Source organism: Delftia acidovorans NBRC 14950 (assembly GCF_001598795.1).
In the GTDB taxonomy this organism is placed as follows: domain Bacteria; phylum Pseudomonadota; class Gammaproteobacteria; order Burkholderiales; family Burkholderiaceae_C; genus Comamonas; species Comamonas acidovorans.
In genome coordinates this window covers 55,091-76,540 of record NZ_BCZP01000009.1, presented here as the reverse complement: position 1 = coordinate 76,540, position 21,450 = coordinate 55,091, and the positions used below count along the sequence as shown (strand labels likewise).

Here is a 21,450-nt window from a genome sequence, read left to right as displayed (position 1 = left end):
TCATACTCCGGCCGCCTCCCTTACGCGATAGCGCAGGCGCTTTTCCAGGTAGTTCTGTGCGTCGGCGCGCTTGGCGATTGCTTCGCTCTCCAGGCGCACGCTGTAGTGGGCCCGCTTCACGAACAACAGCACGGCGCGCACATCCGCGCCGCCCGTGCCGCTCGCAGCCCAGATACCCGGGGCAAGGTGGGACGTGCGGGCGTCGGCTTCGCCCAGGGCCGTGGTGCGCGCGCCGCCGCGTGCCTTGCCGTAGGCCACGAAGTAGCGCCGGCCCACAGCCTTCTTCGTGCCCTTGTGCACGCGCTTGTAGCCCTTCTCGGTCATGTTGGCCTTGAAGCCACGCCCCTCATCTGCAAAGGCCTGGAAGTACGCCAGCAGCTGCACCAGAAAGCTGCCCTTGAGGTTGCCGCGCCCATCGTCGCTACCCGGATACGGCCCGCCATACCTATCGGCTGGAATTGCAGTCTGATATCCGTTAGGAAGAATCCCGGCGCGCCGCAGAGCCACCTCACTTCGCTTGTCGCGGCGGGTGCCGCCCTCGCCCTGGGCACGCAGGATCTTCTGCGGATCAATCCCCTTGCCGCCCATGTAGTCCGGCGCGATCGAGGCCGACAGGCGCGCCGCCGTAGCCATCTTCACGCGCGGCGAGCGCAGGATGTAGTCCGTGGGCCGGTCGAACCGGGCACGCATCTCGGCCTGCATGGCGCGCCGCACCTCGAATGCCGTGTCGTTGATGGCCTTGGCGTAGGCGCCTGCCGCCTGTGCTCCGGTCATGCCGTGCAGCTGGGCCAGCAATTCGGCCTGGCCCAGCACCCGGGCCGACATTTCGACGGAGAAGCTGCTCATGCCGCGCCCCCCTCTTCCACTGCCGCGCGGCTCGCCACAAGCGCCTCCAGGCCCTGGGCCCGGAACTGTGGGCCGCCGCGCAGTGTGAACTCCAGGGAACGCAAGCCAGGGAAGATGCCGGCGGCCTGCAGCTGGTGGACCAGCCCGTGCAGCTGCGGCCAGGTCTTGACCACGTCGCGCACCAGAGCAGCGTTCTCGGCCGTGCAGCCAATCACCCTCTTTTCTTCTCTCTCCATCTCTTTTCCTTTCAAAAAGGGTTGTGCGGTATGTAGTGCGGCTAGATGTGCGTCGTGAAAATGACGTAAGTGCTTGTCGCGCTTGATGTGTGCGCTATGTGCGGTATGTGCGCCATGCTCACGCATAGGCACATGCGCGCACCTGCGCAGGTGTGCGCACACGCCTGCGCCCACACACATAAGGAGGGATGGCGCACATGCCGCACATGCCTTTGAAATCAATGACTTAATGACGCACGCGAAGCCGCACGGCATGCCGCACATGCCGCACAGATCAGGGCGAGCGAGGGTGCAGTGCTTCACAGGGCACCTCCCTTGGCGTCTTTCATCGACCGCTTGAAGACGTCGATGCGCTCGCCCAGCCACTCCGTCTCGGGGCGGCCGGGGGGCAGCTCCTGGCCACCGGGCAGATAGCAGACGCTGGCAGGGCCTACCGTCCGGTTGAAATCCAGCACGTAGCGTTTGCGCTCGATGCCGGCCTGGTGCTTGCGCTTGAGAGCGTTGGCGAACCTGGGTAGGGTCAACGCCTTCTCATTGGTGTTGCCGCACCACCACTTGTAGAGCTCGTAGATGTCCGTGGTCAGGCACGGCGTCAGCAGGCCCGGCGCGCCCTTGCCAGGGAAGCCTGGCACGTCCCCTGCCTCGAAGGCCCGCACGAACTTGCTCGGGCTGTCCAGACTCAGTGCGATCAGCTCCTGCTTGGCCTCGGTCATGGGGGGCTGCGTGGCGTTGTCGAAATCGCCCACATCCCAGCCCAACAGGAAGTCGTACAGCGCAGCGGCGCCGCCAGCATCGATCTCCGCCTTTACGGCCCGGTAGAACTCGGCATCCAGCTTGGCTGGCGTCCAGATGATGGCGTGGCGCCGGTCGTCCTCTTCGAGCACCACGGGCATGGCCTCGTTGGACAGGAACACCATGTTGACGTGGTTGGCCTCGTAGTAGGCCGCCATGTTCTTGGGATTGATGCGGATCTGGTCCCCGGTGATGAAGGCCTTGAGCTTGTTCTTGACGTGGTACAGATCAGAGCGGGCCACCACCTCGTCGGCGATCAGGAACAGCTTGCGACTGGCCCAGTCGTTGAACTTGTCCTCGATGGCGGACTGGTCGATGGTCCAGCCGTACTTGCCGAAGATGGCCATGTAGGCCTCGAAGAACATGTTCTTGCCCGTGCCCTGCGGCCCGTGCACGACGATTGCGGATTTCATCTTCGCGCCTGGGTGCTGCAGCGGGTAGGCCAGCCAGCTGATCACCCAGTTGTAGAGCACATCCGCGTTGCCGTCGCCGCTGCACATGTGCCACAGCAGCTCCAGCAGCTTCTCGCAGCTGCCAGGCTTGGGCCGGGTGGGCCAGCCGTCCCACAGATTGCAGGTGATGGACTCATCCGTGCACGCCGGGTCGAATCCCACCTGCTCGGGCCGCACGATCTGCCGGTCGGGGTGCTCGCTCCAGGTCCGATACAGGTCGCGGCTCAGGCAGATGTGGCCCATGTCGGTGAGGGTCACCAGCCGGTGCTCGTCGTGGTCGAACACTGCGCCGCCCTGGCCGTACACCAGGGCAAAACGTTCCAGCAGCTCGTCCAGGCTGTCGATGGGCCGCAGCTGCTCCAGCACCGTGCCACCCCCCTCCCCCCGGCTGGGCTGCAGGCGCTGTGCCCCGCTGCGCGTGCGCCACCCCAATTCCAGCAGGCGGGCCTCCACCTGGGCGCGCACCACATGCAGCCCTTCGGCCAGATGCAGGTCGTTGAAGTCGTTGAGCTTGGCGCCATCGTCAAGCCAGCCGGCGCGCAACGCCACCGGATCGGCAAAGGCTGGCGCCAACCACTGGCCGTCCACCTGCATGGCGGCCGTGCTGGCCATGGTCATGCCGGCATTGCCCGCGTTGTGGTCCTGGCCGCACTTCGGGCAGGTCCGGCCGTCGGGCAGCCACACCCGGGCCCGGCACTCCACATGCTTGCCCAGGCGCTGGCTCTCGGCCTCGTCCTTGGCATGGCAGCGCTGCGTGTTGTCGTCGTCGGCGCACATCAGCAGGCGCACGCCCTTGTAGCGGGCGCGCAGCGCCTCGGCCACCAGCGGCACGTTGTTGGCGTCGAAGGCCACGGCCACCGGCACGTTGGTGGCCATGTGCAGGCTGGCCGCCGTCGCATAGCCCTCGGCGACCAGCACCACCCCGCCAGGCACCGGCATGCCGATCAGGTGGAAGCGCCCCTTCTTGACCAGGCCCAGCGGCCAGTATTCCTTCTCGCGCGTGCCGGGCTTGCGATCCTTGCCGCGGATGATCTGCAGGCCGTGGATGTGGCCCATGGCGTCCAGCAGCGGGATGACCATGGCGCCGCTGGGCGAGTGGCGCACACCGTAGCCGCCCACGCCCTTGCGGGCCAGGTAGTCGCTGTCGCCCGTCGGCTGGCATTTCTTCCATGCGGCCGTGGCCCTGGCCGCTGCGCGCTCGGCCTCGGCCTTGCGCTCCGCCTCGGCGCGGCGCTTGTCTTCGGCCAGGCGCTTGCGCAGCGCCTCGGACTGCTCGCGGCTGAGCTCCGACTTGCGGATCTCGACCTTGCGGGCATTGTTCTCGGCGCCGCTCCAGACGCCGAAGCTGCCGACGATCAGATCATTGCCGTTGTCCAGCCGCATCTCATGCAGCAGATACCAGCCGGGCTTTTCCTTGCCCCGGCCCTCGACCCGGCAGCGGCGCAGGCGCCCCACTTCGAGCCGATCCACCTCCAGGCCGGCCTGGACGAGCTGGCCCAGGACGTCGTCATAGTTCGAGGACATCAGTCAGTAACTCCCAGCGCCACTGACTACCCGGCGGAAAAGGTTCGAATTACCCGCTTTGAAGCTCGCCAGGAAGGACCCGTGATCGGTTTGCTTAATTTTTAAGCAGCCGTTGCAAAAAAGCGACAAAGCCATCCACCCCCCAACTGACAGGCGCGTGTGCGCGCCTTCCTGAAAGCAAAGGGGGGCGGGGAACAGGGTGCGCGCGGCCGGGGCGGGGCGCGAGGGAGATGTGTGCATGCTGGTGCCTGCTGTTGTGCGTGCGCATGGGCTGTCACCCCCACGCGTGCGTTGGGCCGCGAGTGCGGCAAGAAAGGAGCGACCACCCTGACCACCACGAATCAGCAGGGAGATAGAGGTGCAGGCCCGAATGGCGGACAAGGCCAGGCCGTGGTGGTTGTGGCTTAGGGTGGTCGCTGGAAACATGTCAGGTCGCCCGCTTTGGAACCATGGCCGCCGTGGTGCTCACCATGTGGCACGTGGCCGCAATCACTTCCTGTGCGCGGTAGTCGATGCGGCGCTGGGCGTTGGGGCTGGGAGGCTGGTGGACCATGGCGTCGGCGATGGCGCGGGAGAAGTCGGCCACCTCGCCCTGGAAATTGGCGAATGCCTGCACAGGGTCGCCCTCTCCCTGGTCTGGCGTGGCCAGCACACAGACATAGCCCAGGGCCTTGGCCATGGCGCGCATCACGCCCACGTCGCGCGTGATGCGTTGCAGAGCAATGGACTCACGCAGGGTCAGGTGATGGCGCGTGCTGCCCGGGTTGAGCTTGTGCTGCAGCGTGTTGGGCGATATGCCCATGGCCTGGGCCAGCGCAGGCACCCCGCCCTTGAACGCCTGGGCTGCCTGCTGCGCAGCCAGGATCTCGTCCATCCCCAGCTGAGTGTCGGCCGCTGGGCCCACGCCGCCATATCCGCCAGGCAGAGAAATTGAGAAAGTCGTGGACATCAGCACTCACCCTCGAAAGGACAAGAAGCGATGAACCAGGAACGCACCACACCCGAAGCGGACACCACTCGAGACTGGATGGATGCAATGGAACTGCTGGTAGGCCAGATGGCCTTCGTGCTGGAGTGCGAGGGCCGCGGCTTCACGGTCGCCAAGCTGCGACGCTGGAGCCACCTCTGCATGCAACGCATGGAGGAAACAGGCAGCGTGCGTCCAGCAGTCGTGCAGCAGCTGCGCCGGATGGCAGATGCAGTCGCGCCATGACCGTAGGCCACACCAATGGTGATCAGCCATGGCGCACCTCACGACCTTCATCAGGCTGGGGGCGGGTCAAGCGCGCAAAGAGCTCACGGGCCACGGCCTCGGCGGAAGCAGGATCAAAGACCCGGCTCAGGCCGACAGCGCTGTACGCGCGGTCTATCGCACGCACGTCTGGAAAGATCGAATCAGACACGGCAGGCACCCTCTGCCCTGATGGGCTGCAAGGCCAACTCTGGCCAGATCAGATGCCAGTCGTCAGGACGCAAGTCTTGCAACTGCGCCTGAGGATCAACCCTGTTGAGGCTGCGGGCCAGTGCTGGACTGGCCACCCGCAGACCCTTCGAGATTTGGTACAGGTACTGCTCTTCGATCCCCAACTCCTTGGCCAGGGATCGACGCCTCTCAGGTGAGTACTGCGGAATGGTCATGTAGCGAATATAGCTTATCGCTAGACAACGAACAAGCGAATCGCATGAAACGCTAGTAGCACTTTGCTAGAAATGCATTATGGAAACAGGATCTGAGCGCAGAAAACGCAAACTGAAGATGCTGGCGGATGCCGTGCCAGGGGGGATCAAGTCCGTTGCCGATCGGGCGGGCATGAACTATCAAACCCTGACACAAGTCCTCGCAGGCACACTGCTGCCCCCTAAAAAGGACGGCTCTCAGAGCCCCCGCTCGCTGGGCGACAAGGCTGCAGAGCGCATCGAGGATGAGTGGCGCCTGCGTCGAGGGTGGTTCGACAATGACGCCCCCTTACCTCAGCATCTGGGCGGGCCTGACCAAGCTACCAACGCGATCGAGACCGAACTTACCCTCCACGAAGAAGGGGAGGACGGGGTGGAGACCCTGTCAATCGAATATTGGGATGTGCGTGGCTCCTGCGGAGGGGGCAGCAACAACTGGGAGAGCAGATTGAAGGGCCGCCTTGCGAAGGAGCGAACATGGTTCGAGCGCTATGGAGTTAGACCAAAAGATGCAATGGCGATCATGGCCGACGGAGACAGCATGGCTGACTTCATCGTGGACGGAGACATAGTCATTTTCGACCGCACAAAGACATCACCACGCAGCGGGGCCATCTTTCTCATCCAGCACCCAGATGGCTTGAAAATCAAGCAGTTACGCAGAGGAATAGATGGTTCCTGGGTGCTTGAAAGCAGGAACACCAACAAAAGTCGATTCCCTGACGAGCGCATCCCCCCTGAGAGCTCCGACCTTCTAGCGATCAAAGGAGAATTTGTCTATCGGCAAGGGGGTATATAGCGATAACCACATTCGCTAGTCAACTTATCTAGCGAATAGCTGGAGTATTTTCTAGCGTTTCGCTACAGTGCACCTCAACACGCCACAGGTCGTGTTGGGCCACTCGGCATCGACCGGGCATCAGCCCCGGTCCTTCAAAATTCACAGGGATAAGAACGCGACCTGGGCGGCAAGCCGAGGCGCACTGCACCCGTCCCGCGCCTGCAGCCTGAAAGAAAGCGCGCGAAACCTGGTCCTCCCTGGCCGAGCGCATCGCGTGGTGCGCGTTGACACTACAGGGCCTGATCGCTCGCAAGAGCGGCGCCTACCTGCATTGGCGCGGTAACTGCAGGCGGCTGTGGATGCATCGGGCTGATGCATCCCGCCTGACCAGCCCGGGAAAGCAGCGGGCAACAATTCCTATCGCACACCCCACAGGCTGGTGTGCGATTTCTCCTCTGTGCTACAACTCGATACGGATCACAGACAGAGGAGAACCCAGAGAATGCGAATGCACATGCTTGCAGCCGTAATAGCGGCATGCGCTTTTACGAGCCCTGCGTGGGCCGTTTTCAAGTGCCAGGACGCCAATGGCCGATTTTCATTTCAGGAAACGCCATGCGCTGGCGGCAGCAAAGGCGGCGAAATTGATGTCAAGCCAGCCGCAGGCCACGCAGCCAAGCCCGCTGCTGTAACAGCAGCACCGCAGCCTTCTGACAGCGCTGCAGCAGTGCCGGCAGCCAAGCCGATGAGTGAAGCAGATCGACTAAATGCCCAAGCCGCCACCATTCGCAAGCGCAACAGGCTGTCGGATCTCAAGAATCGGCATATTCCCGATGCCTACGGCGCCGTGGAGAACGCCAAGAATCAGTGTGAACTACGGATGGCCGGTCTACGAAACAACAAGCGGTTTGCCACAAACAACCTGGCGGGTGCCACGTATGAGAATTCGCTCTCCACAGAAATGCAAGCGTTGGCAACCCAGTGCGACAGCGATCAACGCCGCCTGAGCCGTGATCTGGATCGGCTACTGGCCGAGCGCAAAGACATCGAGACGAGCCTGGGTCAATAGCAGCCAGCCTCACACACTCAAAAAAAGCCCGCACGATGCGGGCTTTTTCTTTTCCCGGCCGCGCGAATCTAGGAGATGCGGAAACGTAGTGATGCGCACCTGCGGCCTTTTTTATTTCAATGCATCCACCTGACGAAAGGCACAACCATGGCCAATGCCATCCCACCGCGTCGTCCACCTCGAAAGCCAAGAGCCGAGCATCTGAGCATGCCCTACCCGGAATCTCCTGGCACACATCACCCCGCTTTCTGGCTCGCCGCCTATTTCCGGGATCTGGCGGAAACAGCAGCCTTGGATCAGCTCTGCAAACGCAGCCACGCAAAGCGCGGCCCCGGCACGGACAACGTTACTCAACTTGCTCTCTACGGAGCGCGCACCAAGCAGACAGATGAGACGAGTGCGTCTGCAGCACGAACCCGGGACGACGGGATGCTGCTCTATGCATGGTGCGGCACCACCTTCTTTGAGCAACCCACGGCCCGCCACTGAGCGGGCCGCTTCTTTTGCGCCAGGAGGCACCATGAACCCTACACCGCAGCAGCTCTGCAAGGACTGCGCTCACTACCACCGCACCAACACAGGCCGATTCGATGACCGTTGCAAAGCGCCTCACCAGGGCACGGACCCGGTCAATGGAAAGCCACTGGACAAGGCCTGCGAATTCGAGCGCGACCCATTCAAGTTTGGGAACCGCTGCGGTCCCCAGGCTCTGCACTACGTACCCCGCATCGCATCGGCAGCCTCGACCACAGCCTCCGAGAGCGCATTGACGCCCTGAAAGTGCTGGTCCGTTGCCGCGGCCTGGACCATGGCCGCGACCAGCTGCGGATTGGCCTTGGCATACCCCTCGCCATAGCGCTCATCCAGCTCGCGCGCCGCCGTGCGCATCCAGTTGATGGCCTGGTCCATCGCCTTCCCGTTCGTCATCGTCACGTCCAGCATCTGCGGCTCCTCCATTGTTGAAGGCGCCATTGTCACCGCCCTGCCGCAGTGCACTTCAGGCCGCCCATGAGGCGGCTTTTCCATATCCAACCAGGAGAGCCGCCATGACAGCCGCCCGCATCACCATGCCCAGCATCCCGCTCACAAGCAGCGCATTCGCATACCGCGACAGCCGCTGCACCGACATCGCCGCAACGATCGCCCGAGCGCAACAGCAGCGGTGCATGGTGCCCACAGTTGAAGTTGACCCTGACCAGATGCTGGTGAACCTGCCCCGCCGCCGCGTGCGCGCTGGCGCGCCGGCCATGCCTCAGTACCCCACAGGAGTTCTTCCATGCGCCCATTTCTGATCACCATCGGCGCCCTCACGCACATCGCTCTCGCACGCAGCAGCTGCGCGGCAGTGTGCGATGCCATGGAGCGCCACCCAGGCGCGCGTTCCATAAGCGCCCGAGCCCTCCAGCGCATCGCATGAGGCGCCCCCTGCTGCACGCACGAGCCCTGGCGGTGGCCTTCTGGCTGCTGTTCCTGATCAACGGCACCGGCCTTGCCGCCCTCGTTCTCTTTCCCCCTGGCCCTGTTCTCTAACCCAACCGCTCGAAAGGAGCATTTCCATGCATCAAGTTCCCCAAACTTCGGCCTCGCAAATAGACGTCAGCGAGTTCATTACCGACCTCGACGGCGGCCAGTTCGACCGCATGCTGTCCGCCGCACTGGGCAAGGTGGCGGCCGGCGTGGTTGACAACGACCGCCAGGGCGATGTCGACGTGAAATTCAAGATCACTCGCATCCCCGGCACCAGCCAGGTGACCGTGTCGCACACCCTGAAGTACACACGGCCCACGGCCGATGGCAAGGCCGCCGAGGAAGCCACGCGCAAGACGGTGATGCACGTGGGCAAGTTCGGCGTGATGACGCTCATGCCCCAGAACCAGACACAGATGTTTGCCGACGCAAAGGACGGCGCCAAGCAGCTGTCCTGACCCGCACCACCCATCCCTACTGAACGGCCCGCCACTTGCGGGCCGCTTCTTTTCAACCGTACCTGAAAGATATCAATGAACAGCACTTCCACCGCCCTGCACGCCAACGCTCACGCCCTGGGCGCGCCTGAGAAGGACATCGACCAAGCCGAGGCCGCCCTCTCCGCCGCGCTGAGCACGCACAGCGGCGCCCTGGCCCTGCCTGAGCAGTTCAAGGTCCACGACCTGGAGGCCTACCTGCCAGCCCGGCGCCGCGCCGCCGGCAAGATGGTCTCGCCGTACATCAACGACTTCGTGACATACATGGCCAGCCACCGCGATGAGGGCTGCACAGTCTTCGTGAATGCGGAGGCCATGACCGCCACGGCAGTGCTGGACCTGGGCACGCCCACCGAGCCCGGCCACTGCGCGCACACAGCCATCCTCAAGCCAGGAGCCACGGCAGCCTACGCCGCGCTGCTCGCCATCATCAACCGCCAACAGAGCCAGAAGGACATGGCCGAATGGCTCGAAGACTGGTCCCTTTTCCTGCAGGCGCAAAGCGATGGTGTGCCCCTGGAAGTACGCAAGGCGGTCTCGGCAGTCCGCGACATTTCCGTCGAGGCAATGAAGAAGGCTCAGAGCAATGTGCAGGCCCTGAGCACCGAGCAATCCGTGCTGGAGAGGGCGCGGGCCAGCAGCAGCCACACGCTGCCCACACACCTGCTCTTCACCTGCACGCCCTACCCGGACCTGCAGACGCGCACGTTCTCGCTGCGGCTGAGCGTGCTGCTGGATGACAAGCCACGGCTGATCCTGCGCCCGGCCGCTTTTGAGGAGCAGGTGGAGCAGATGGCCAACGAGTTCGCCACGCTCATCCGCACGGCAGTTGAAAACACTTCGCCGGTCCTCATCGGCACCTACACCAAGGCCTGACCTCGCGCCCTCGCCCCATGCGAGGGCCATCAGCCCAGCGCCTTGCAGCCAGGGCGCTGGCCTGATGCACCACCGGAAAGGAGCGCCATGCGCAGTCCAAAGAAAGGCCGAGAGCCCATGCGGCTCCATGACCTGGCCGAAGCCATCTTCTGCATCCAGTGCGAACAAGAAAAGCCCGCCGCTGGCTCGCGCCGTTTCCGCGCCTGCCATGTCTGCGCTGATTGTTCCGTCCGCCTGGATCGTCTACCACCCCCTGCAGCCGCACCGAGCACAGGGCAACCAGCCGAACGGAGGCAATGATGAACCACACCGGCACCGTCTTTTTGAGCCGCACACCGCCCCAGGCGACCCACGCGGCGTGCGGGGCCTTCCAGCTACAGCTACTGCTGTATGACCGCCTCGGCCCCCATCGCGTTGAGCCCTGGCGCGTCACCTGGACGGGCAACGCCGCCCAGCGCTTTTGGCATGAGAACCGGGTGCACCTGGTTCCAGGTGCCGCACTCGTTGTGGAACTGGAGCGCGCCCAGGTGCACACCCTGCATTGCAGGCCGCCCAGGAGTGAGGTGCACGCCCATATGGTCTGCGCTGCATTGGTGCCGCCACGCTCGAAGGAGGATACCCATGGCTGACCCCATCGTTGACCAATGCGGCACCTGGACAACCAGTGTCCCCAAGGCGGTCATTGAACGCGAGGCACGGGAAGCCCATGCCGCTGGCCAGACGCCGAATGAAGGCTGCCGCTACCCGTTCCACAGCCACCGCGCAATGCACTGGCTGGCCATCTACAACCTCTGCATGCCCCTCCCCAACCATGGCAAACCGAAAAACACCATCTCCTGACAGTGCATTCACCGTGGGTGGAAAGGTGCCACAAGTGCTCCGCCCAAGCGAATTGCAACAGCGAAAAGAATCGCTTGCTGCGACCACTCCCTGGCACAACCCATGGGGCCGACAAGACAACCTTTACACAGGGGCCGAGTTGAAAACAAACCCTGGCATCCCGCCAGAACGCATGGCTGCCTATCGACTGCCCTCGCGCGTCGGCGGGCGCCTCTACTACCCCGACGGAAGGGTTGAAGTTTTTCCAGATACAGAAAGGAAGCTGAAATGAGCGACTACCAGACACTGCTGGCCAAGAGGGCAGAACTCGATGCACAGATTGCAGCCGCTCGGGCTGCAGAGCGCGCCCAAGCAATCCTGCAACTCCGCGAGATCACCCTGCAGGCCCGCTCACTTGCTGATGAGCACGGCATCACGACTGATGAGCTTTTTCCCGGATCAAAAGCAAAGAAGGCCGGCAGCGTGGGCGCACCGAAGTACCGTGACCCCGCCACCGGCGCCACCTGGACCGGCAGGGGCAAGCCGCCGAACTGGATCAACGGTAAGGATCGCGCGCCGTTCCAGGTCTCGCCTGCCACTTGAAGCAGACGCAAATGCGGGGCCTGCAATAGGTCCTGCATTCACAAACCGCCAGTAAAGAAGCCAAGGACGTTCTCAGCGAACCATTCACCCCAGCCGCTGGAGTCGCCATGCTCCAAGTCCAAGTCCAAGTCCAAGTCCAAATCTTGACCCCATTTGAATATGCGATAGGCCGCTTGTACCTTGGAAAAGGCCCGGGTGCATCGGTTGGAACGACCACGCCCTCTGCGAGCAACATGCCCGCAAGAAAAAGTTAGATTGTTGTTTTTATTAGATTTTTTTGTCATTTTTATCTTTCTATTATTTTAGTTATTGTCAATACCATCAGAAACTGATGGACGAAAAAAGGCCGTCAACAACATTTGCTGACGGCCTCTTTAAGTCAATAATACAACCCTTTTCCCAGATTGCAACCCCCTCAACGCATTTATTTGCTTGACAGGCATCCGCCGCCGCCAATAAGCCACTAGGGCCACTGCGGATTCCCACCTTCCCATCTCAAAGCCTGCCCGGGTAATGCCGCCAGGCTTTTTTCGTTTCTGGAGCCCCAACCGATGAAGCGCGACAACTTCACCATGCCGCTGGCCTTCCCCGGCGAGTTGATCATTGACAATTTTGCCGGCGGCGGCGGCACGTCCACCGGGCTGGAGGCCGCGTTCGGTCGGCCCGTGGACATCGCCATCAACCATGACCCGGAAGCCTTGGCGATGCACGCGGCCAACCACCCGCACACGCTGCACCTGTGCGAATCGGTCTGGGACGTGAACCCCATTCAGGTCACCGGCAATCAGCCCGTGGCCCTGGTCTGGCTGTCGCCCGACTGCAAGCACTTCTCGAAGGCCAAGGGCGGCACGCCCGTGTCGAAGCACATCCGGGGCCTGGCCTGGGTGGGCATGCGCTGGGTGGCCATGTGCAAGCCCCGCGTGCTCATGCTCGAGAACGTGGAGGAGTTCCAGACCTGGGGCCCGATCCTTGTGGGCCCCGATGGCATGGCCCGGCCGGACCCCGCGCGCCGCGGCAAGACCTTCCAGTCGTTCGTGCGCCAGCTCAAGGCCCACGGCTACCAGGTGGACTGGCGCGAGCTGCGCGCCAGCGACCACGGCACGCCCACCATCCGCAAGCGCCTGTTCCTCGTGGCCCGCCGCGACGGCCTGCCCATCGTCTGGCCCGAGCAGACCCACGCAGAGCCCACCGACCGGCGCGTGATCGCTGGCAAGCTGGCCGCGCACCGCACGGCCGCCGAGTGCATCGACTTCGACCTGCATGCCGAGAGCGTGTTCGGCCGCAAGCGCGCCCTGGTGGACAACACCATGCGCCGCGTGGCGAAGGGCCTGTGGCGCCATGTGCTCACCAGTGCCAGCCCGTTCATCGTCGGTGCCGGCGGCCCGGTGTATTCGGGCAGGCCGGCGCCCACGGATCGCCCCATCGGCACCGTCACCACGCAGAACCACCGCGCTGTGGCCCAGCCAGTGATGGCGCCCGTCATGGCCCCGATGCGCGGCACGTCCGAGCAGCACCTGGTCGGCCATGCCGTGGATGCACCGCTGTCCACCGTGGCCGCGTCTGGCACACATCACGCGCTGGTGGGCGCCAACTTGGTCACCATCGGCTACGGCGAGCGAGAGGGCCAGCAGCCGCGCGTGCAGGACATCGAGACGCCACTGGGGACCGTGGTGGCCGGTGGCATCAAGAGCGCCGTGGTGCAGGGCCACCTGGTCATGACCAACACCACCGGCCACCCAGGCGCCGCACCGGACAGCCCACTGCGCACCGTGACAACAGGCGGCCACCATGCCCTGGTGGCAGCGCACCTGGTGGACATGGGCCACGGCGAGGGCCCGGCCGGCGGCAAGCGCTTCAGCCACGGCATCCGCAGCCTGGAGGTGCCGCTCAACACCGTGACCGCCAGCGGCGGCACCAGCGCGCTGGCTGCCGTGCACCTGACCCACCTCACGCACCACGGCGAGCGCACCGGAAACGACCCGCGCGAGCCGCTGCGCACCGTGACGGGCGCCCACCGGGGCGAGCAGGCCATGGTGGCCGCGTGCCTGGAGCAGGCCAACGGCGGGTTTTATGACGGCGACGGGCGCGCCGTGGGCGATCCGATGTCCACGGTCACATCCAGCGGCACCCAGCAGCGGCTCATCACCGCCTACCTCGTGAAGTACTACAGCGAGGGCGGCCAGGACAGCGCCTGCAGCGAGCCCATGCACACCGTGCCCACCAAGGCGCGCATGGGCCTGGTGCAGACCTGCCAGGTGCCGGCAGCAACGCTGGCGCCCGAGCATGCCGAGCGCGCCCGGCTCTGCGCCGAGCTGCTGCACAAGCACCTGCCCGAGCACTTCCCCGATCCGGCCGAGCTGGTGCTCATGTGGCACGCCGGCCAGTGGTGGGTGCTGGTGGACATCACGCTGCGCATGCTCAAGCCGCGCGAGCTGTTCCGGGCCCAAGGCTTCCCGCGCGACTACCACTTCGAGCGCGTGCCTGACCCGGCCCTGCTGTTCCGCAATGGCAAGCAAGCCAGCGACCCGCGTGACGTGCCCCTCATCGACCTGAGCACGACCGCGCAGGTCCGCATGTGCGGCAACAGCGTCTGCCCGCCGCTCGCCGAGGCCCTGGCCCGCGCCAACTTCGCGCACGAAGCCCTGATCTACGGGGTTGCTGCATGACCCCGACCCCACCCCAGGCCGCGTGCCCGCTGCTGCAGCGCGCAGGCCACGTCATCAACACCACTGCCAGCGCCTGGTGCCTGGCTCCCGTCTCTTCCTGAAAGACTCACCATGAAGATCATCAAGACCTCCGAGGCTCTCCCGAAATCTGGCCGCTACGTCCTCGCTTGGCTGGAGGGCGCGAAGATCCCAATGCGCGCCATGTGGGCAGCCCAGCACACCCTACCGCTAGGGGATGACGCCGATCCCGAATGGGGCGAATACAGCGAGGAGAAAGACGAATACTTCTGCCCCGCTGGCTGGTACGAGATGAACCAGCACGAGGAGCAGCATTGGGGCGTTAGCGGCAACGTCGTCGCGTGGTGTGAGCTGCCGCGCCTGCACGACCAGTTCGTCGCGCACATCGAGCTCGCCGGGGCAGCTCCTGCCGCTGTTGCGCCCCAGGGCGAGCGCCAGTGGATCTGCCCCACGCGCACCGTGGCCGACCTGGTGAACAACCTGCTGACGATGGACCAAGCCTTGCCGGTCTATGGTGCCCAGTACATCGAGAAGGATGGCCGCCGCTGTGCGATTGCCGTGCCGCCGACCGTGAGCCGCGAGCGTGTGCTGGACGGGCGCTGGATCGGCCAGGGCGAGGAGCTGAACGCTGCAGTGGTCTGGACCCGCGCCGAGCAGCCTGCAGCTGTGGCTGGGCCGGCCCTGGCCCTGGTGGAGCGCCAGGCACTCGAAGCCCTCTGCGCCGTGGCCGTGGCTGCGTCCCATGCCGCCGATGACAGCAGCGACGAGGGCGCAAGCTTCATTCAGGTGCAGCGCGCCGACTTCGAGAAGCTGGACGCGGCCCTGGACCTGCTGGACGAGCTGCCCGACGACCAACCCGGCTCTGCCATGCTGCCTGGCGCCAAGGGCAAATGGGCTCTGCGCCGACTGCTGGACGCAGCGCCCGCCCTGGAAGCGCCTGCAGCCCCGCCTGGATTCGATGCGTGGTGGGAGCGCGCTGGCGATGGCCGGTCCAAGCTGATGGCGAAACAGGCCTGGCATGCCGCGCTGGCAGCAGCGCCCCAGGCACCTGCTGCGCCCGCCGAGGCCCAGCGCCTCGCCCAATTCCTGAAGGACCGGCAGACCTGCCTCGGCTCCAGCCGTGCATCGGCCGGCAAATACAACCAGGAATCCTGGGATGACTACGAGCGCGCGTGGACCATGCTGCTGGGCATGGCAGCACCTGCTGCGCCTGCAGTGGATGCGTTCACCCACGCCGAGCTGCTGGAGATCAAGCGTGCGGTGGAAGAGTTCGCAGACTGCAACGAGACAGATGTGGACTATGCCCTGCTGCTGCGCGCGGCCCAGGCTGGCTACTTGGAGTGCACGCAGTTCCATGTGCTGAACCAGTCCGCACTGGACCTCGACACGGTGGCCGCAGCCCAGGCCAAGGAAGGCGGTGACCAATGAGCAAACATCCGCTGGAAATCAAAAAGCTCTACAACGACGACGAGGCCTTCCTGAAGTCGCGCGGGCACCATGAACTGGCAGCCTTCCGAGCGCAGGCAGTCCGCGACGAGTGGGTGCGAGCCAGCGACGGCGAGGACGGCGATGAAATCGGGGCGCCGGTGCATGGCTACATGCGCTGCGTGCCGCGCCGTGGCGGCTGGAGCAACTGGCACGAACCTGCGAGCGGACCAGGCCCTGGCGCGTTCCCGGTGACAACAGCTCTCTGCTACTACGCGGGTCGCGCAGCCCAGGCAGCAGCCAAGGGGGCGAGCGATGAGTAAAGCCGAACGCCTGGGGCATGCCAATGCCCTGATAGAGATCATCAGCCGGCACGGCCGCCGCTTCTTCCACAACCGCGAATCCGGCGCCATCGCGCGTCTGGAACTGGATGCCCGGGGCCGCGTCTGGCTGATCGATGAGTACCGGGGCGCGCGGGTCTATGTGGCGTACCGGGGCCGCTGGCGCGGTTTCACCCACGGGGGCACCTTGCAGAACCTTGTCGAGGCCCTGCACCACTACATCCTGCGCGGCGAGCTGCTGCACCCGGAATACATCGCGCCGAGCCGGATGGACCCCAAGAACGGCGACATCTGGGGCTACGGCGCCGAGGCCGCCGCTGCAGTGCGCGCCGAGGCCCATGCCCTGTCTCTGTTCCAGCGCCCCACTGGGCACAAGGAGAGCACATGAAAGAACGACCGATCCTGTTTTCGGCGCCGATGGTCCGAGCCCTTCTGGCGGGCACGAAAACCCAAACGCGCCGGGCCGCCAAGGTGGAAAGCACGCTGGGCATCGATTCGATCCTGGCGCCGCGCCATGCCGGCAGCCATGCCGCGACCTACCTGCTGCCCGACCAGGCTGCGGAGGCCGCCGCGTGCTGCCCCTACGGCCAGCCCGGCGACAGGCTGTGGGTGCGCGAGGCCTTCCGCTTCCCCGGAAGTTTGGGTCACCTTTCGCCATCCGTGTGCGGCGATAGGGCCCTGGACGCCGGCTATAGAACTCCGTGGGCGCCGACCCAGTTCGAAGCCGACGGCTCGCGAACCGGTGAATGGCGCGGGTTTGACACGCCACCAGAGAAGACCAAACCGGGAAAGCTGCGCCCAGGCATCCACATGCCACGCTGGGCCAGCCGCATCACGCTGCGGATCACCGGCGTGCGCGTGGAGCGCCTGCAGGACATCAGCGAGGCCGACGCACTGGCCGAAGGCGTCCCGCATAGCCTGAATCTCCCCGGCGGCAGGTTCGCGCGGGAGAACTTCGAGCACCTTTGGTGGACCATCAACGGCGATGGATCGTGGGAGTCAAACCCCTGGGTCTGGGTCGTGGAGTTCGAGCGCGCCCAGGCGCAGCAGAAAGGACCACAGCATGCCGATCCGGCCTGAAATGCGCGCCCTCTACCCTGCCAACTGGCCGGAGATCCGTGCGCGCATCCTTGCTCGGGCGGGTGATCGTTGCGAGCGCTGCAAGGCGCCGAACCGCACCCGCATCGCGCGCGGCGCAGGAACCGACGAGGGAACCTACATGCTGGACAGCGCCGATGTGTATTGCTCAGAAACGGGCGAGCACCTCGGCCAGACGCACATGTGCAACTACGAAGTGGCCAGGATGGTGGACGTGGTGCTGACCATCGCACACACCCACGACCCGAACCCTGCGAACTGCGCAGATGACAACCTTGAGGCGCTGTGCCAGCGCTGCCACAACAAGCTCGATGCCCCCATGCGAGCGGCCAATGCCCGGGCCACCCGGCGCGCGCGGCTCGCTGTGGGCGATCTGTTCGAGAAAGGACAGACCCCGTGACCACAGCACCAACACCCCTGGCCGGCGTCAGCGCGATCCAGCCGAAGGCGCCGACGGCCGGATCCGGCTGGGCCCGCGCCGATCACATCTTGGCCATGGCCCGCGAACTGGATTCCATGGGCTACCCGTGGCAGGCCTGGGCCCACCAGGCGAACGGCCTCCTGGTCATCTCGGCCGTCGAGAAGCCCGACCCCGAGCCGGGAGAGTTCGACGCGGGCCCCGAGTACCACCTGAGCATCAGCGCCATGGGCAGCCGCTGCAGCAGCGCCGACGCCATGTGGGCCCTGGGCCAGTTCGACCTGGCAGACGCCAAGGAGGACAACCATGTCCCCAGCGGACGCGTGCGCAACTTCTGGCGTCCGGTGGCCGACCGCCTCAGCGGCTTCGAATGCCCGTGCCAGGACAGCGAGCCGGCCATGCGCGAGGACAAGGGCGATTTCATCTGGAGAGGAGCACCACGATGATGGCAAGCAAGAAGCCCGAGCACTGGCGCGACAAGCGCGCGCCACACCGCGACGACGAACCGATCACCTGGCCAGCACCCGCTGGCCTTTTTCATATTTGAACGACCATGACGACCGACACCATCACCGCAGAACAGTGCGCCGAGCTGCTCGGCTGCACGGAGGACACCGTCGAGGAACTGTCGCGCAAAGGGGAGCTGCCCGGCCTGAAGTTCGGGCGTGGCTGGGTCTTCGTGCGCGCCGACCTGCTAGCCTACCTTGCCGAGCGCGGCCGGCAAGAGGCTGAGCAACGCCGAGCTGACCGCGGCGGCGGGCCTCAGTCCGCCCCCAACGTCCGCCCGATCAAGCCCCGCCGGCAGCCGCCCCCGGCCCTGCCGAAACTCTCCACAGCTTAGCGGCCATGTCTTCCGCTCGGAAGCTGGCATATCGATGTGCCATCGCGGATCCGGGCGCCCAGCCCATGATTCGATTTACTTCTTCCAGGCGGAAAATCCAGTTTCCGCTTGCGTCTCTCATCTCAAGCCACCGGCAAGTGGCTTCGTGCCTCAAATCATGCTCATGGAGATCATGAATTTCCATGTAATTGAATGCAATGCGGAACCGGAACGAAAGCCTCTTGCCGACGATCCGGTATCCGTTCGCATCTTCCTCTTCCATAAATGGGAAAAGCCATGCGCTTGGCAGCATTGCGCGCGTGCTCAGGTACTCCTGTAGTGCCGCATGCACTGAGGGAGCCATAGGAACATCCCGAAAGCTCACCTTTCCGCGCCACTGCTTTGAATTCTGGGCGCGTATAACCTTGGACTCCATGTCCACCTGAGAGCGCTTGAGCGTGGCAGCCTCTTTCAAACGCAGACCTGTACCCAGGATGAGCTTGAACAGCGTAAGCAGAGCATTGCCACCCGCAAGCTGAAGTCCACGGGTCCTATCTGGTCTTTCGTAGCCAGAAAGCACCATGATGATTTTTTCTTCTTCGCCTGGTCTCAGGCGTCTATCCCGCTGAACATTGGTCTTTGCCTCGCCGCCATCAGCTTGTGCCAATTTGGTATCGATATCGCTGTACGCCGAATAACCTTTCGGCAATAGCCGAGCCGGGTTCTGCATTACCAGTGTCGGATGGTTTCGCAAATACTCATCTATCGCACGACCGAGCGCTTGGACTCGGTGCCTTATTGACTGAGGAGTTAATTGCTTGGACACCTTCAGCCACTGTATATATCCTTGCAACCATTTATAAGAAGCATCTGTGAGCTTGATAGTGCCAACCTCCCGATTCAGGGTCGAGAGCGTAATCAATTGAGATGGGGCGGCGTATCCACTTTGCTCCCACTCGCCGAGCACGCGGGTCAAGCGGATGTTGCCGAAGCCATTGTCACCATCGAGCAGCTCCCTCGGCAGGGCCAGACCTGAGTCTTTCATCAGTTTCCACTGCTGGCTGTACTTGATGGCCTCCCCTTCGGTATCGAAGGTGAAGTACTTGCGGCCTCCAGGCAGCGACGGATGTCTCAACCCAATTTCCCATTTGCCAGATGCTTTCTGTCTCGGCTTCGCCATTTCTGCTCTCCAGTGGTTCGATCAGCTCAATCTCCGATGTGGTCGGGGTGAGTCTCGGCCGCCATTTTGTGGCGGCTGGAGCCTGTTTTCAACACATTTGAGGCGGTTGACGGTGCCGAACGTAAATGCAAGTCATTGATTCATAAGGATTTATCTTTACTTGCCGATTTTTGGGGTTCGCTACAAGATCGAACTCATACAAGAGAATTCGCGAGCCCATGCCGGGACCCAGCCTGACGGCGACGCGAAGTTCGACCCGCTGCGCAATTCCTGATCCACGCAGCCATCAAAAGAAAAGGCCCGGAGCGATTGACGCTCCGGGCCTTTTCTTTTTGGCCGTTTACAGCGGCAAGGCTGAGGCTCAGTCCACCAGGATCACTTCCACGCGGCGGGCTTCGGCGTTGCTGCCGTCAGCCTGCAGCTGCTCGGGCTTCTTCAGCTCGACCTTTTCCTCAGCCACGCCCAGAGCGGACAGGGCGGCCTGGACTGCCAGGGCGCGCTTCTTGGCCAGTTCGGCGTTGAGTTCGGCGCTGCCCGTGGCGTCGTGGTAGCCCGAGATCACGGCGCGCTTGCCGCCCTTTACACCGGCGACCACGTCGGCCAGCGCTTCATTGGCGCCCACGGCCAGCTCGGCCTTGGCCGATGCGAAGTAGAACTTGACCACGCCGTTTTCGACAACGACGCGGGCCACATCTTGCTCCAAGACCACGGGCACCATTGCTGCCACAGGGGAAGCGCCGCCTGCCATCTTCGCCGGGCCATGCGCAATGCCGCGCTGGTAGACGACTACGCCAACGACCGTGGAGACGACGAGCGCAATCAGCGCGAACAGGAAACCCAGGGCAAAACGTTGTTGGCTGTCGTCGTCGGAATGACTGAAGGACATGAAGCACTCTCCGTGAATGAGCTGTTGGATGAAAACCAGAAAGACTGCGAAAAACCGGTGGATTGTAGAGGGCCACCGTCGAGGGCCCCGCGCCACGCCCAAACCCCGCAGTGACGGCCGGCAAAAACTGTGGTGCGGCGGAGACAGAAGACCGGCCCTGCAAGGGCAAAGCACGCGCTTGTGCACCGTTTGCGCGTCCAGGCGTTAAAACGTCATTGTTCTTTCATGCTGTCGCGCCCATGTCCGCCCTGCCAGAATTTTCATTCGCCCGCCGAGAGTCACAGCCCATGCTGGACGAGGCGCTGCACCGATGGGGCGGGAGCGATGACCTCTGGATCTTTGGCTACGGCTCGCTGATCTGGCGGCCGGATTTCGATTTCTGCGAACGCCGCACGGCGCGTGTCTTTGGCTGGCACCGGGCGCTGAAGATGTGGAGCACCATCAACCGCGGCACGCCCCAGAACCCTGGCTTGGTCTTTGGCATGCTGTCCGGTGGCAGCTGCCAGGGCATGGTGTTCCGCATTCCCCGGCACCACGGCCATGACGTCATGAGAAAGCTGTGGCAGCGCGAGATGGCCAATGCCGTCTATGACCCCCGCTGGCTGCCCTGCCGCACCGGCCAGGGCACGGTGCAGGCGCTGGCGTTCACGCTGTCCCGGCAAAGCCCCAATCACACGGGCGAACTGGCGCCCGAGGACTATCGCCGCATTTTCAGCGAGGCCAAGGGCATCTACGGCAGCACGCATGACTATGCGCGCGCAACCTTCGATGAGCTCAAGCGCCTGGGCATCCGTGACCGCGCGCTCCAGCGCCTGCTCAGCTACGCGGGCCAGCCCGACGCAGGCGCGCGGCAAGGCTCCGTTTGACGCCATCGCCGCGCACGGCCGCAGAACGCTGCGCTCTCCGACATGGCCGCCGTATCGCACGCTGCATGATGGCGGCTGCGCGCCGTGCGCCCC

General features: G+C 64.1%; 27 protein-coding genes. 19 read left to right on the top strand and 8 right to left on the bottom strand.

The window, feature by feature from the left end; genetic code table 11:
- The 4 genes from DA1_RS13675 to DA1_RS13660 form a co-directional block, all read right to left on the bottom strand.
- Window positions 1-846, bottom strand: coding sequence for a hypothetical protein (locus DA1_RS13675; protein ID WP_155294277.1), 846 nt, complete (start codon window positions 844-846; stop codon window positions 1-3).
- Window positions 843-1,082, bottom strand: a complete 240-nt coding sequence (locus tag DA1_RS13670) for a hypothetical protein (protein ID WP_034394080.1) — start codon at window positions 1,080-1,082, stop codon at window positions 843-845. Before DA1_RS13670 ends, DA1_RS13675 begins: the two co-directional genes overlap by 4 nt.
- A 299-nt stretch (window positions 1,083-1,381) precedes the next feature.
- Window positions 1,382-3,850 carry a DUF5906 domain-containing protein gene (locus DA1_RS13665; protein ID WP_034394083.1) on the bottom strand — a complete coding sequence of 823 codons (2,469 nt, stop codon included), beginning with the start codon at window positions 3,848-3,850 and terminating at the stop codon, window positions 1,382-1,384.
- Window positions 3,851-4,277: 427 nt separating this feature from the next.
- The gene (locus DA1_RS13660) at window positions 4,278-4,799 is read right to left on the bottom strand and encodes a phage regulatory CII family protein (RefSeq protein WP_034394085.1); all 522 of its coding nucleotides are present in this window, start codon (window positions 4,797-4,799) and stop codon (window positions 4,278-4,280) included.
- A 30-nt stretch (window positions 4,800-4,829) separates the two neighbouring features.
- Between DA1_RS13660 and DA1_RS13655 the strand changes: the two genes are divergently transcribed.
- Window positions 4,830-5,063, top strand: coding sequence for a hypothetical protein (locus tag DA1_RS13655; protein WP_034394087.1), 234 nt, complete (start codon window positions 4,830-4,832; stop codon window positions 5,061-5,063).
- A gap of 182 nt (window positions 5,064-5,245) precedes the next feature.
- Here the strand turns inward: DA1_RS13655 and DA1_RS13650 are convergent, their stop codons facing one another.
- Window positions 5,246-5,488 carry a hypothetical protein gene (locus tag DA1_RS13650; protein WP_034394090.1) on the bottom strand — a complete coding sequence of 81 codons (243 nt, stop codon included), beginning with the start codon at window positions 5,486-5,488 and terminating at the stop codon, window positions 5,246-5,248.
- Between the two features lie 79 nt (window positions 5,489-5,567).
- Between DA1_RS13650 and DA1_RS13645 the strand changes: the two genes are divergently transcribed.
- The 3 genes from DA1_RS13645 (at window position 5,568) to DA1_RS29655 (ending at window position 7,866) form a co-directional block, all read left to right on the top strand.
- Complete coding sequence (locus DA1_RS13645) at window positions 5,568-6,326, top strand: S24 family peptidase (protein WP_051940840.1); 759 nt, start codon at window positions 5,568-5,570, stop codon at window positions 6,324-6,326.
- Between the two features lie 490 nt (window positions 6,327-6,816).
- Window positions 6,817-7,377 (top strand): DUF4124 domain-containing protein, encoded by a 561-nt coding sequence (locus tag DA1_RS30395; protein WP_155737653.1) that lies wholly within the window; start codon window positions 6,817-6,819, stop codon window positions 7,375-7,377.
- A 207-nt stretch (window positions 7,378-7,584) separates the two neighbouring features.
- Window positions 7,585-7,866, top strand: coding sequence for a hypothetical protein (locus tag DA1_RS29655; protein WP_230590857.1), 282 nt, complete (start codon window positions 7,585-7,587; stop codon window positions 7,864-7,866).
- Between the two features lie 225 nt (window positions 7,867-8,091).
- Here the strand turns inward: DA1_RS29655 and DA1_RS13640 are convergent, their stop codons facing one another.
- The gene (locus DA1_RS13640) at window positions 8,092-8,319 is read right to left on the bottom strand and encodes a hypothetical protein (protein WP_126312359.1); all 228 of its coding nucleotides are present in this window, start codon (window positions 8,317-8,319) and stop codon (window positions 8,092-8,094) included.
- Window positions 8,320-8,423: 104 nt separating this feature from the next.
- Here DA1_RS13640 and DA1_RS13635 point away from each other — a divergent pair, with 104 nt between their 5' ends.
- The 14 genes from DA1_RS13635 to DA1_RS13570 all read left to right on the top strand — a co-directional run bounded on the left by DA1_RS13635 (window position 8,424) and on the right by DA1_RS13570 (window position 18,446).
- Window positions 8,424-8,669, top strand: coding sequence for a hypothetical protein (locus DA1_RS13635; RefSeq protein WP_034394097.1), 246 nt, complete (start codon window positions 8,424-8,426; stop codon window positions 8,667-8,669).
- Window positions 8,670-8,933: 264 nt separating this feature from the next.
- Window positions 8,934-9,302: a YfdP family phage-associated protein gene (locus DA1_RS13630; protein WP_046238254.1), complete on the top strand. Its 369-nt coding sequence runs from the start codon at window positions 8,934-8,936 to the stop codon at window positions 9,300-9,302.
- 75 nt (window positions 9,303-9,377) lie between these two features.
- On the top strand, window positions 9,378-10,217 hold the full coding sequence (locus tag DA1_RS13625; protein WP_034394101.1) for a DUF2303 family protein: 840 nt from the start codon (window positions 9,378-9,380) through the stop codon (window positions 10,215-10,217).
- Window positions 10,218-10,516: 299 nt separating this feature from the next.
- Entirely contained in the window at window positions 10,517-10,846 is a 330-nt protein-coding gene (locus DA1_RS13620; RefSeq protein WP_155294279.1) for a hypothetical protein, read from the top strand.
- Entirely contained in the window at window positions 10,839-11,057 is a 219-nt protein-coding gene (locus DA1_RS13615; protein WP_051940848.1) for a hypothetical protein, read from the top strand. The genes DA1_RS13620 and DA1_RS13615 overlap by 8 nt, the downstream gene beginning before the upstream one ends.
- A 267-nt stretch (window positions 11,058-11,324) precedes the next feature.
- Window positions 11,325-11,639: an H-NS histone family protein gene (locus DA1_RS13610; RefSeq protein WP_034394107.1), complete on the top strand. Its 315-nt coding sequence runs from the start codon at window positions 11,325-11,327 to the stop codon at window positions 11,637-11,639.
- A gap of 551 nt (window positions 11,640-12,190) precedes the next feature.
- Window positions 12,191-14,305, top strand: coding sequence for a DNA cytosine methyltransferase (locus tag DA1_RS13605; protein ID WP_034394109.1), 2,115 nt, complete (start codon window positions 12,191-12,193; stop codon window positions 14,303-14,305).
- 111 nt (window positions 14,306-14,416) lie between these two features.
- The gene (locus tag DA1_RS31120) at window positions 14,417-15,751 is read left to right on the top strand and encodes a hypothetical protein (RefSeq protein WP_062794123.1); all 1,335 of its coding nucleotides are present in this window, start codon (window positions 14,417-14,419) and stop codon (window positions 15,749-15,751) included.
- Entirely contained in the window at window positions 15,748-16,071 is a 324-nt protein-coding gene (locus tag DA1_RS13595; protein ID WP_034394114.1) for a hypothetical protein, read from the top strand. Before DA1_RS31120 ends, DA1_RS13595 begins: the two co-directional genes overlap by 4 nt.
- On the top strand, window positions 16,064-16,477 hold the full coding sequence (locus tag DA1_RS13590) for a YoqU family phage-derived protein (protein ID WP_034394117.1): 414 nt from the start codon (window positions 16,064-16,066) through the stop codon (window positions 16,475-16,477). The genes DA1_RS13595 and DA1_RS13590 overlap by 8 nt, the downstream gene beginning before the upstream one ends.
- Window positions 16,474-17,169, top strand: a complete 696-nt coding sequence (locus tag DA1_RS13585; protein WP_080736907.1) for an ASCH domain-containing protein — start codon at window positions 16,474-16,476, stop codon at window positions 17,167-17,169. The genes DA1_RS13590 and DA1_RS13585 overlap by 4 nt, the downstream gene beginning before the upstream one ends.
- Window positions 17,153-17,587 carry a hypothetical protein gene (locus DA1_RS13580; protein ID WP_034394120.1) on the top strand — a complete coding sequence of 145 codons (435 nt, stop codon included), beginning with the start codon at window positions 17,153-17,155 and terminating at the stop codon, window positions 17,585-17,587. Before DA1_RS13585 ends, DA1_RS13580 begins: the two co-directional genes overlap by 17 nt.
- Window positions 17,584-18,051, top strand: a complete 468-nt coding sequence (locus DA1_RS13575) for a hypothetical protein (RefSeq protein WP_198488088.1) — start codon at window positions 17,584-17,586, stop codon at window positions 18,049-18,051. The genes DA1_RS13580 and DA1_RS13575 overlap by 4 nt, the downstream gene beginning before the upstream one ends.
- A gap of 107 nt (window positions 18,052-18,158) precedes the next feature.
- Window positions 18,159-18,446, top strand: coding sequence for a helix-turn-helix domain-containing protein (locus DA1_RS13570; protein WP_034394123.1), 288 nt, complete (start codon window positions 18,159-18,161; stop codon window positions 18,444-18,446).
- Here the strand turns inward: DA1_RS13570 and DA1_RS29635 are convergent.
- Both DA1_RS29635 and DA1_RS13565 read right to left on the bottom strand, forming a co-directional pair.
- Window positions 18,394-19,605, bottom strand: a complete 1,212-nt coding sequence (locus DA1_RS29635) for a tyrosine-type recombinase/integrase (protein WP_080736908.1) — start codon at window positions 19,603-19,605, stop codon at window positions 18,394-18,396. The two genes, DA1_RS13570 and DA1_RS29635, sit on opposite strands and share 53 nt — an antisense overlap.
- Window positions 19,606-19,966: 361 nt before the next feature.
- Entirely contained in the window at window positions 19,967-20,491 is a 525-nt protein-coding gene (locus DA1_RS13565; protein ID WP_034394126.1) for an OmpA family protein, read from the bottom strand.
- 239 nt (window positions 20,492-20,730) lie between these two features.
- On the opposite strand from DA1_RS13565, the gene DA1_RS13560 reads away from it, so the two are divergent.
- Window positions 20,731-21,357 carry a gamma-glutamylcyclotransferase gene (locus DA1_RS13560; RefSeq protein ID WP_013802273.1) on the top strand — a complete coding sequence of 209 codons (627 nt, stop codon included), beginning with the start codon at window positions 20,731-20,733 and terminating at the stop codon, window positions 21,355-21,357.
- The last annotated feature ends 93 nt before the right edge of the window (window positions 21,358-21,450 follow it).

Coding starts and splice junctions, on each gene's coding strand:
- DA1_RS13675 (WP_155294277.1), bottom strand. CDS start 846: ATGAGCAGCTTCTCCGTCGAAATGTCGGCCCGGGTGCTGGGCCAGGCC.
- DA1_RS13670 (WP_034394080.1), bottom strand. CDS start 1,082: ATGGAGAGAGAAGAAAAGAGGGTGATTGGCTGCACGGCCGAGAACGCT.
- DA1_RS13665 (WP_034394083.1), bottom strand. CDS start 3,850: ATGTCCTCGAACTATGACGACGTCCTGGGCCAGCTCGTCCAGGCCGGC.
- DA1_RS13660 (WP_034394085.1), bottom strand. CDS start 4,799: ATGTCCACGACTTTCTCAATTTCTCTGCCTGGCGGATATGGCGGCGTG.
- DA1_RS13655 (WP_034394087.1), top strand. CDS start 4,830: ATGAACCAGGAACGCACCACACCCGAAGCGGACACCACTCGAGACTGG.
- DA1_RS13650 (WP_034394090.1), bottom strand. CDS start 5,488: ATGACCATTCCGCAGTACTCACCTGAGAGGCGTCGATCCCTGGCCAAG.
- DA1_RS13645 (WP_051940840.1), top strand. CDS start 5,568: ATGGAAACAGGATCTGAGCGCAGAAAACGCAAACTGAAGATGCTGGCG.
- DA1_RS30395 (WP_155737653.1), top strand. CDS start 6,817: ATGCACATGCTTGCAGCCGTAATAGCGGCATGCGCTTTTACGAGCCCT.
- DA1_RS29655 (WP_230590857.1), top strand. CDS start 7,585: ATGCCCTACCCGGAATCTCCTGGCACACATCACCCCGCTTTCTGGCTC.
- DA1_RS13640 (WP_126312359.1), bottom strand. CDS start 8,319: ATGCTGGACGTGACGATGACGAACGGGAAGGCGATGGACCAGGCCATC.
- DA1_RS13635 (WP_034394097.1), top strand. CDS start 8,424: ATGACAGCCGCCCGCATCACCATGCCCAGCATCCCGCTCACAAGCAGC.
- DA1_RS13630 (WP_046238254.1), top strand. CDS start 8,934: ATGCATCAAGTTCCCCAAACTTCGGCCTCGCAAATAGACGTCAGCGAG.
- DA1_RS13625 (WP_034394101.1), top strand. CDS start 9,378: ATGAACAGCACTTCCACCGCCCTGCACGCCAACGCTCACGCCCTGGGC.
- DA1_RS13620 (WP_155294279.1), top strand. CDS start 10,517: ATGAACCACACCGGCACCGTCTTTTTGAGCCGCACACCGCCCCAGGCG.
- DA1_RS13615 (WP_051940848.1), top strand. CDS start 10,839: ATGGCTGACCCCATCGTTGACCAATGCGGCACCTGGACAACCAGTGTC.
- DA1_RS13610 (WP_034394107.1), top strand. CDS start 11,325: ATGAGCGACTACCAGACACTGCTGGCCAAGAGGGCAGAACTCGATGCA.
- DA1_RS13605 (WP_034394109.1), top strand. CDS start 12,191: ATGAAGCGCGACAACTTCACCATGCCGCTGGCCTTCCCCGGCGAGTTG.
- DA1_RS31120 (WP_062794123.1), top strand. CDS start 14,417: ATGAAGATCATCAAGACCTCCGAGGCTCTCCCGAAATCTGGCCGCTAC.
- DA1_RS13595 (WP_034394114.1), top strand. CDS start 15,748: ATGAGCAAACATCCGCTGGAAATCAAAAAGCTCTACAACGACGACGAG.
- DA1_RS13590 (WP_034394117.1), top strand. CDS start 16,064: ATGAGTAAAGCCGAACGCCTGGGGCATGCCAATGCCCTGATAGAGATC.
- DA1_RS13585 (WP_080736907.1), top strand. CDS start 16,474: ATGAAAGAACGACCGATCCTGTTTTCGGCGCCGATGGTCCGAGCCCTT.
- DA1_RS13580 (WP_034394120.1), top strand. CDS start 17,153: ATGCCGATCCGGCCTGAAATGCGCGCCCTCTACCCTGCCAACTGGCCG.
- DA1_RS13570 (WP_034394123.1), top strand. CDS start 18,159: ATGACGACCGACACCATCACCGCAGAACAGTGCGCCGAGCTGCTCGGC.
- DA1_RS29635 (WP_080736908.1), bottom strand. CDS start 19,605: ATGGCGAAGCCGAGACAGAAAGCATCTGGCAAATGGGAAATTGGGTTG.
- DA1_RS13565 (WP_034394126.1), bottom strand. CDS start 20,491: ATGTCCTTCAGTCATTCCGACGACGACAGCCAACAACGTTTTGCCCTG.
- DA1_RS13560 (WP_013802273.1), top strand. CDS start 20,731: ATGTCCGCCCTGCCAGAATTTTCATTCGCCCGCCGAGAGTCACAGCCC.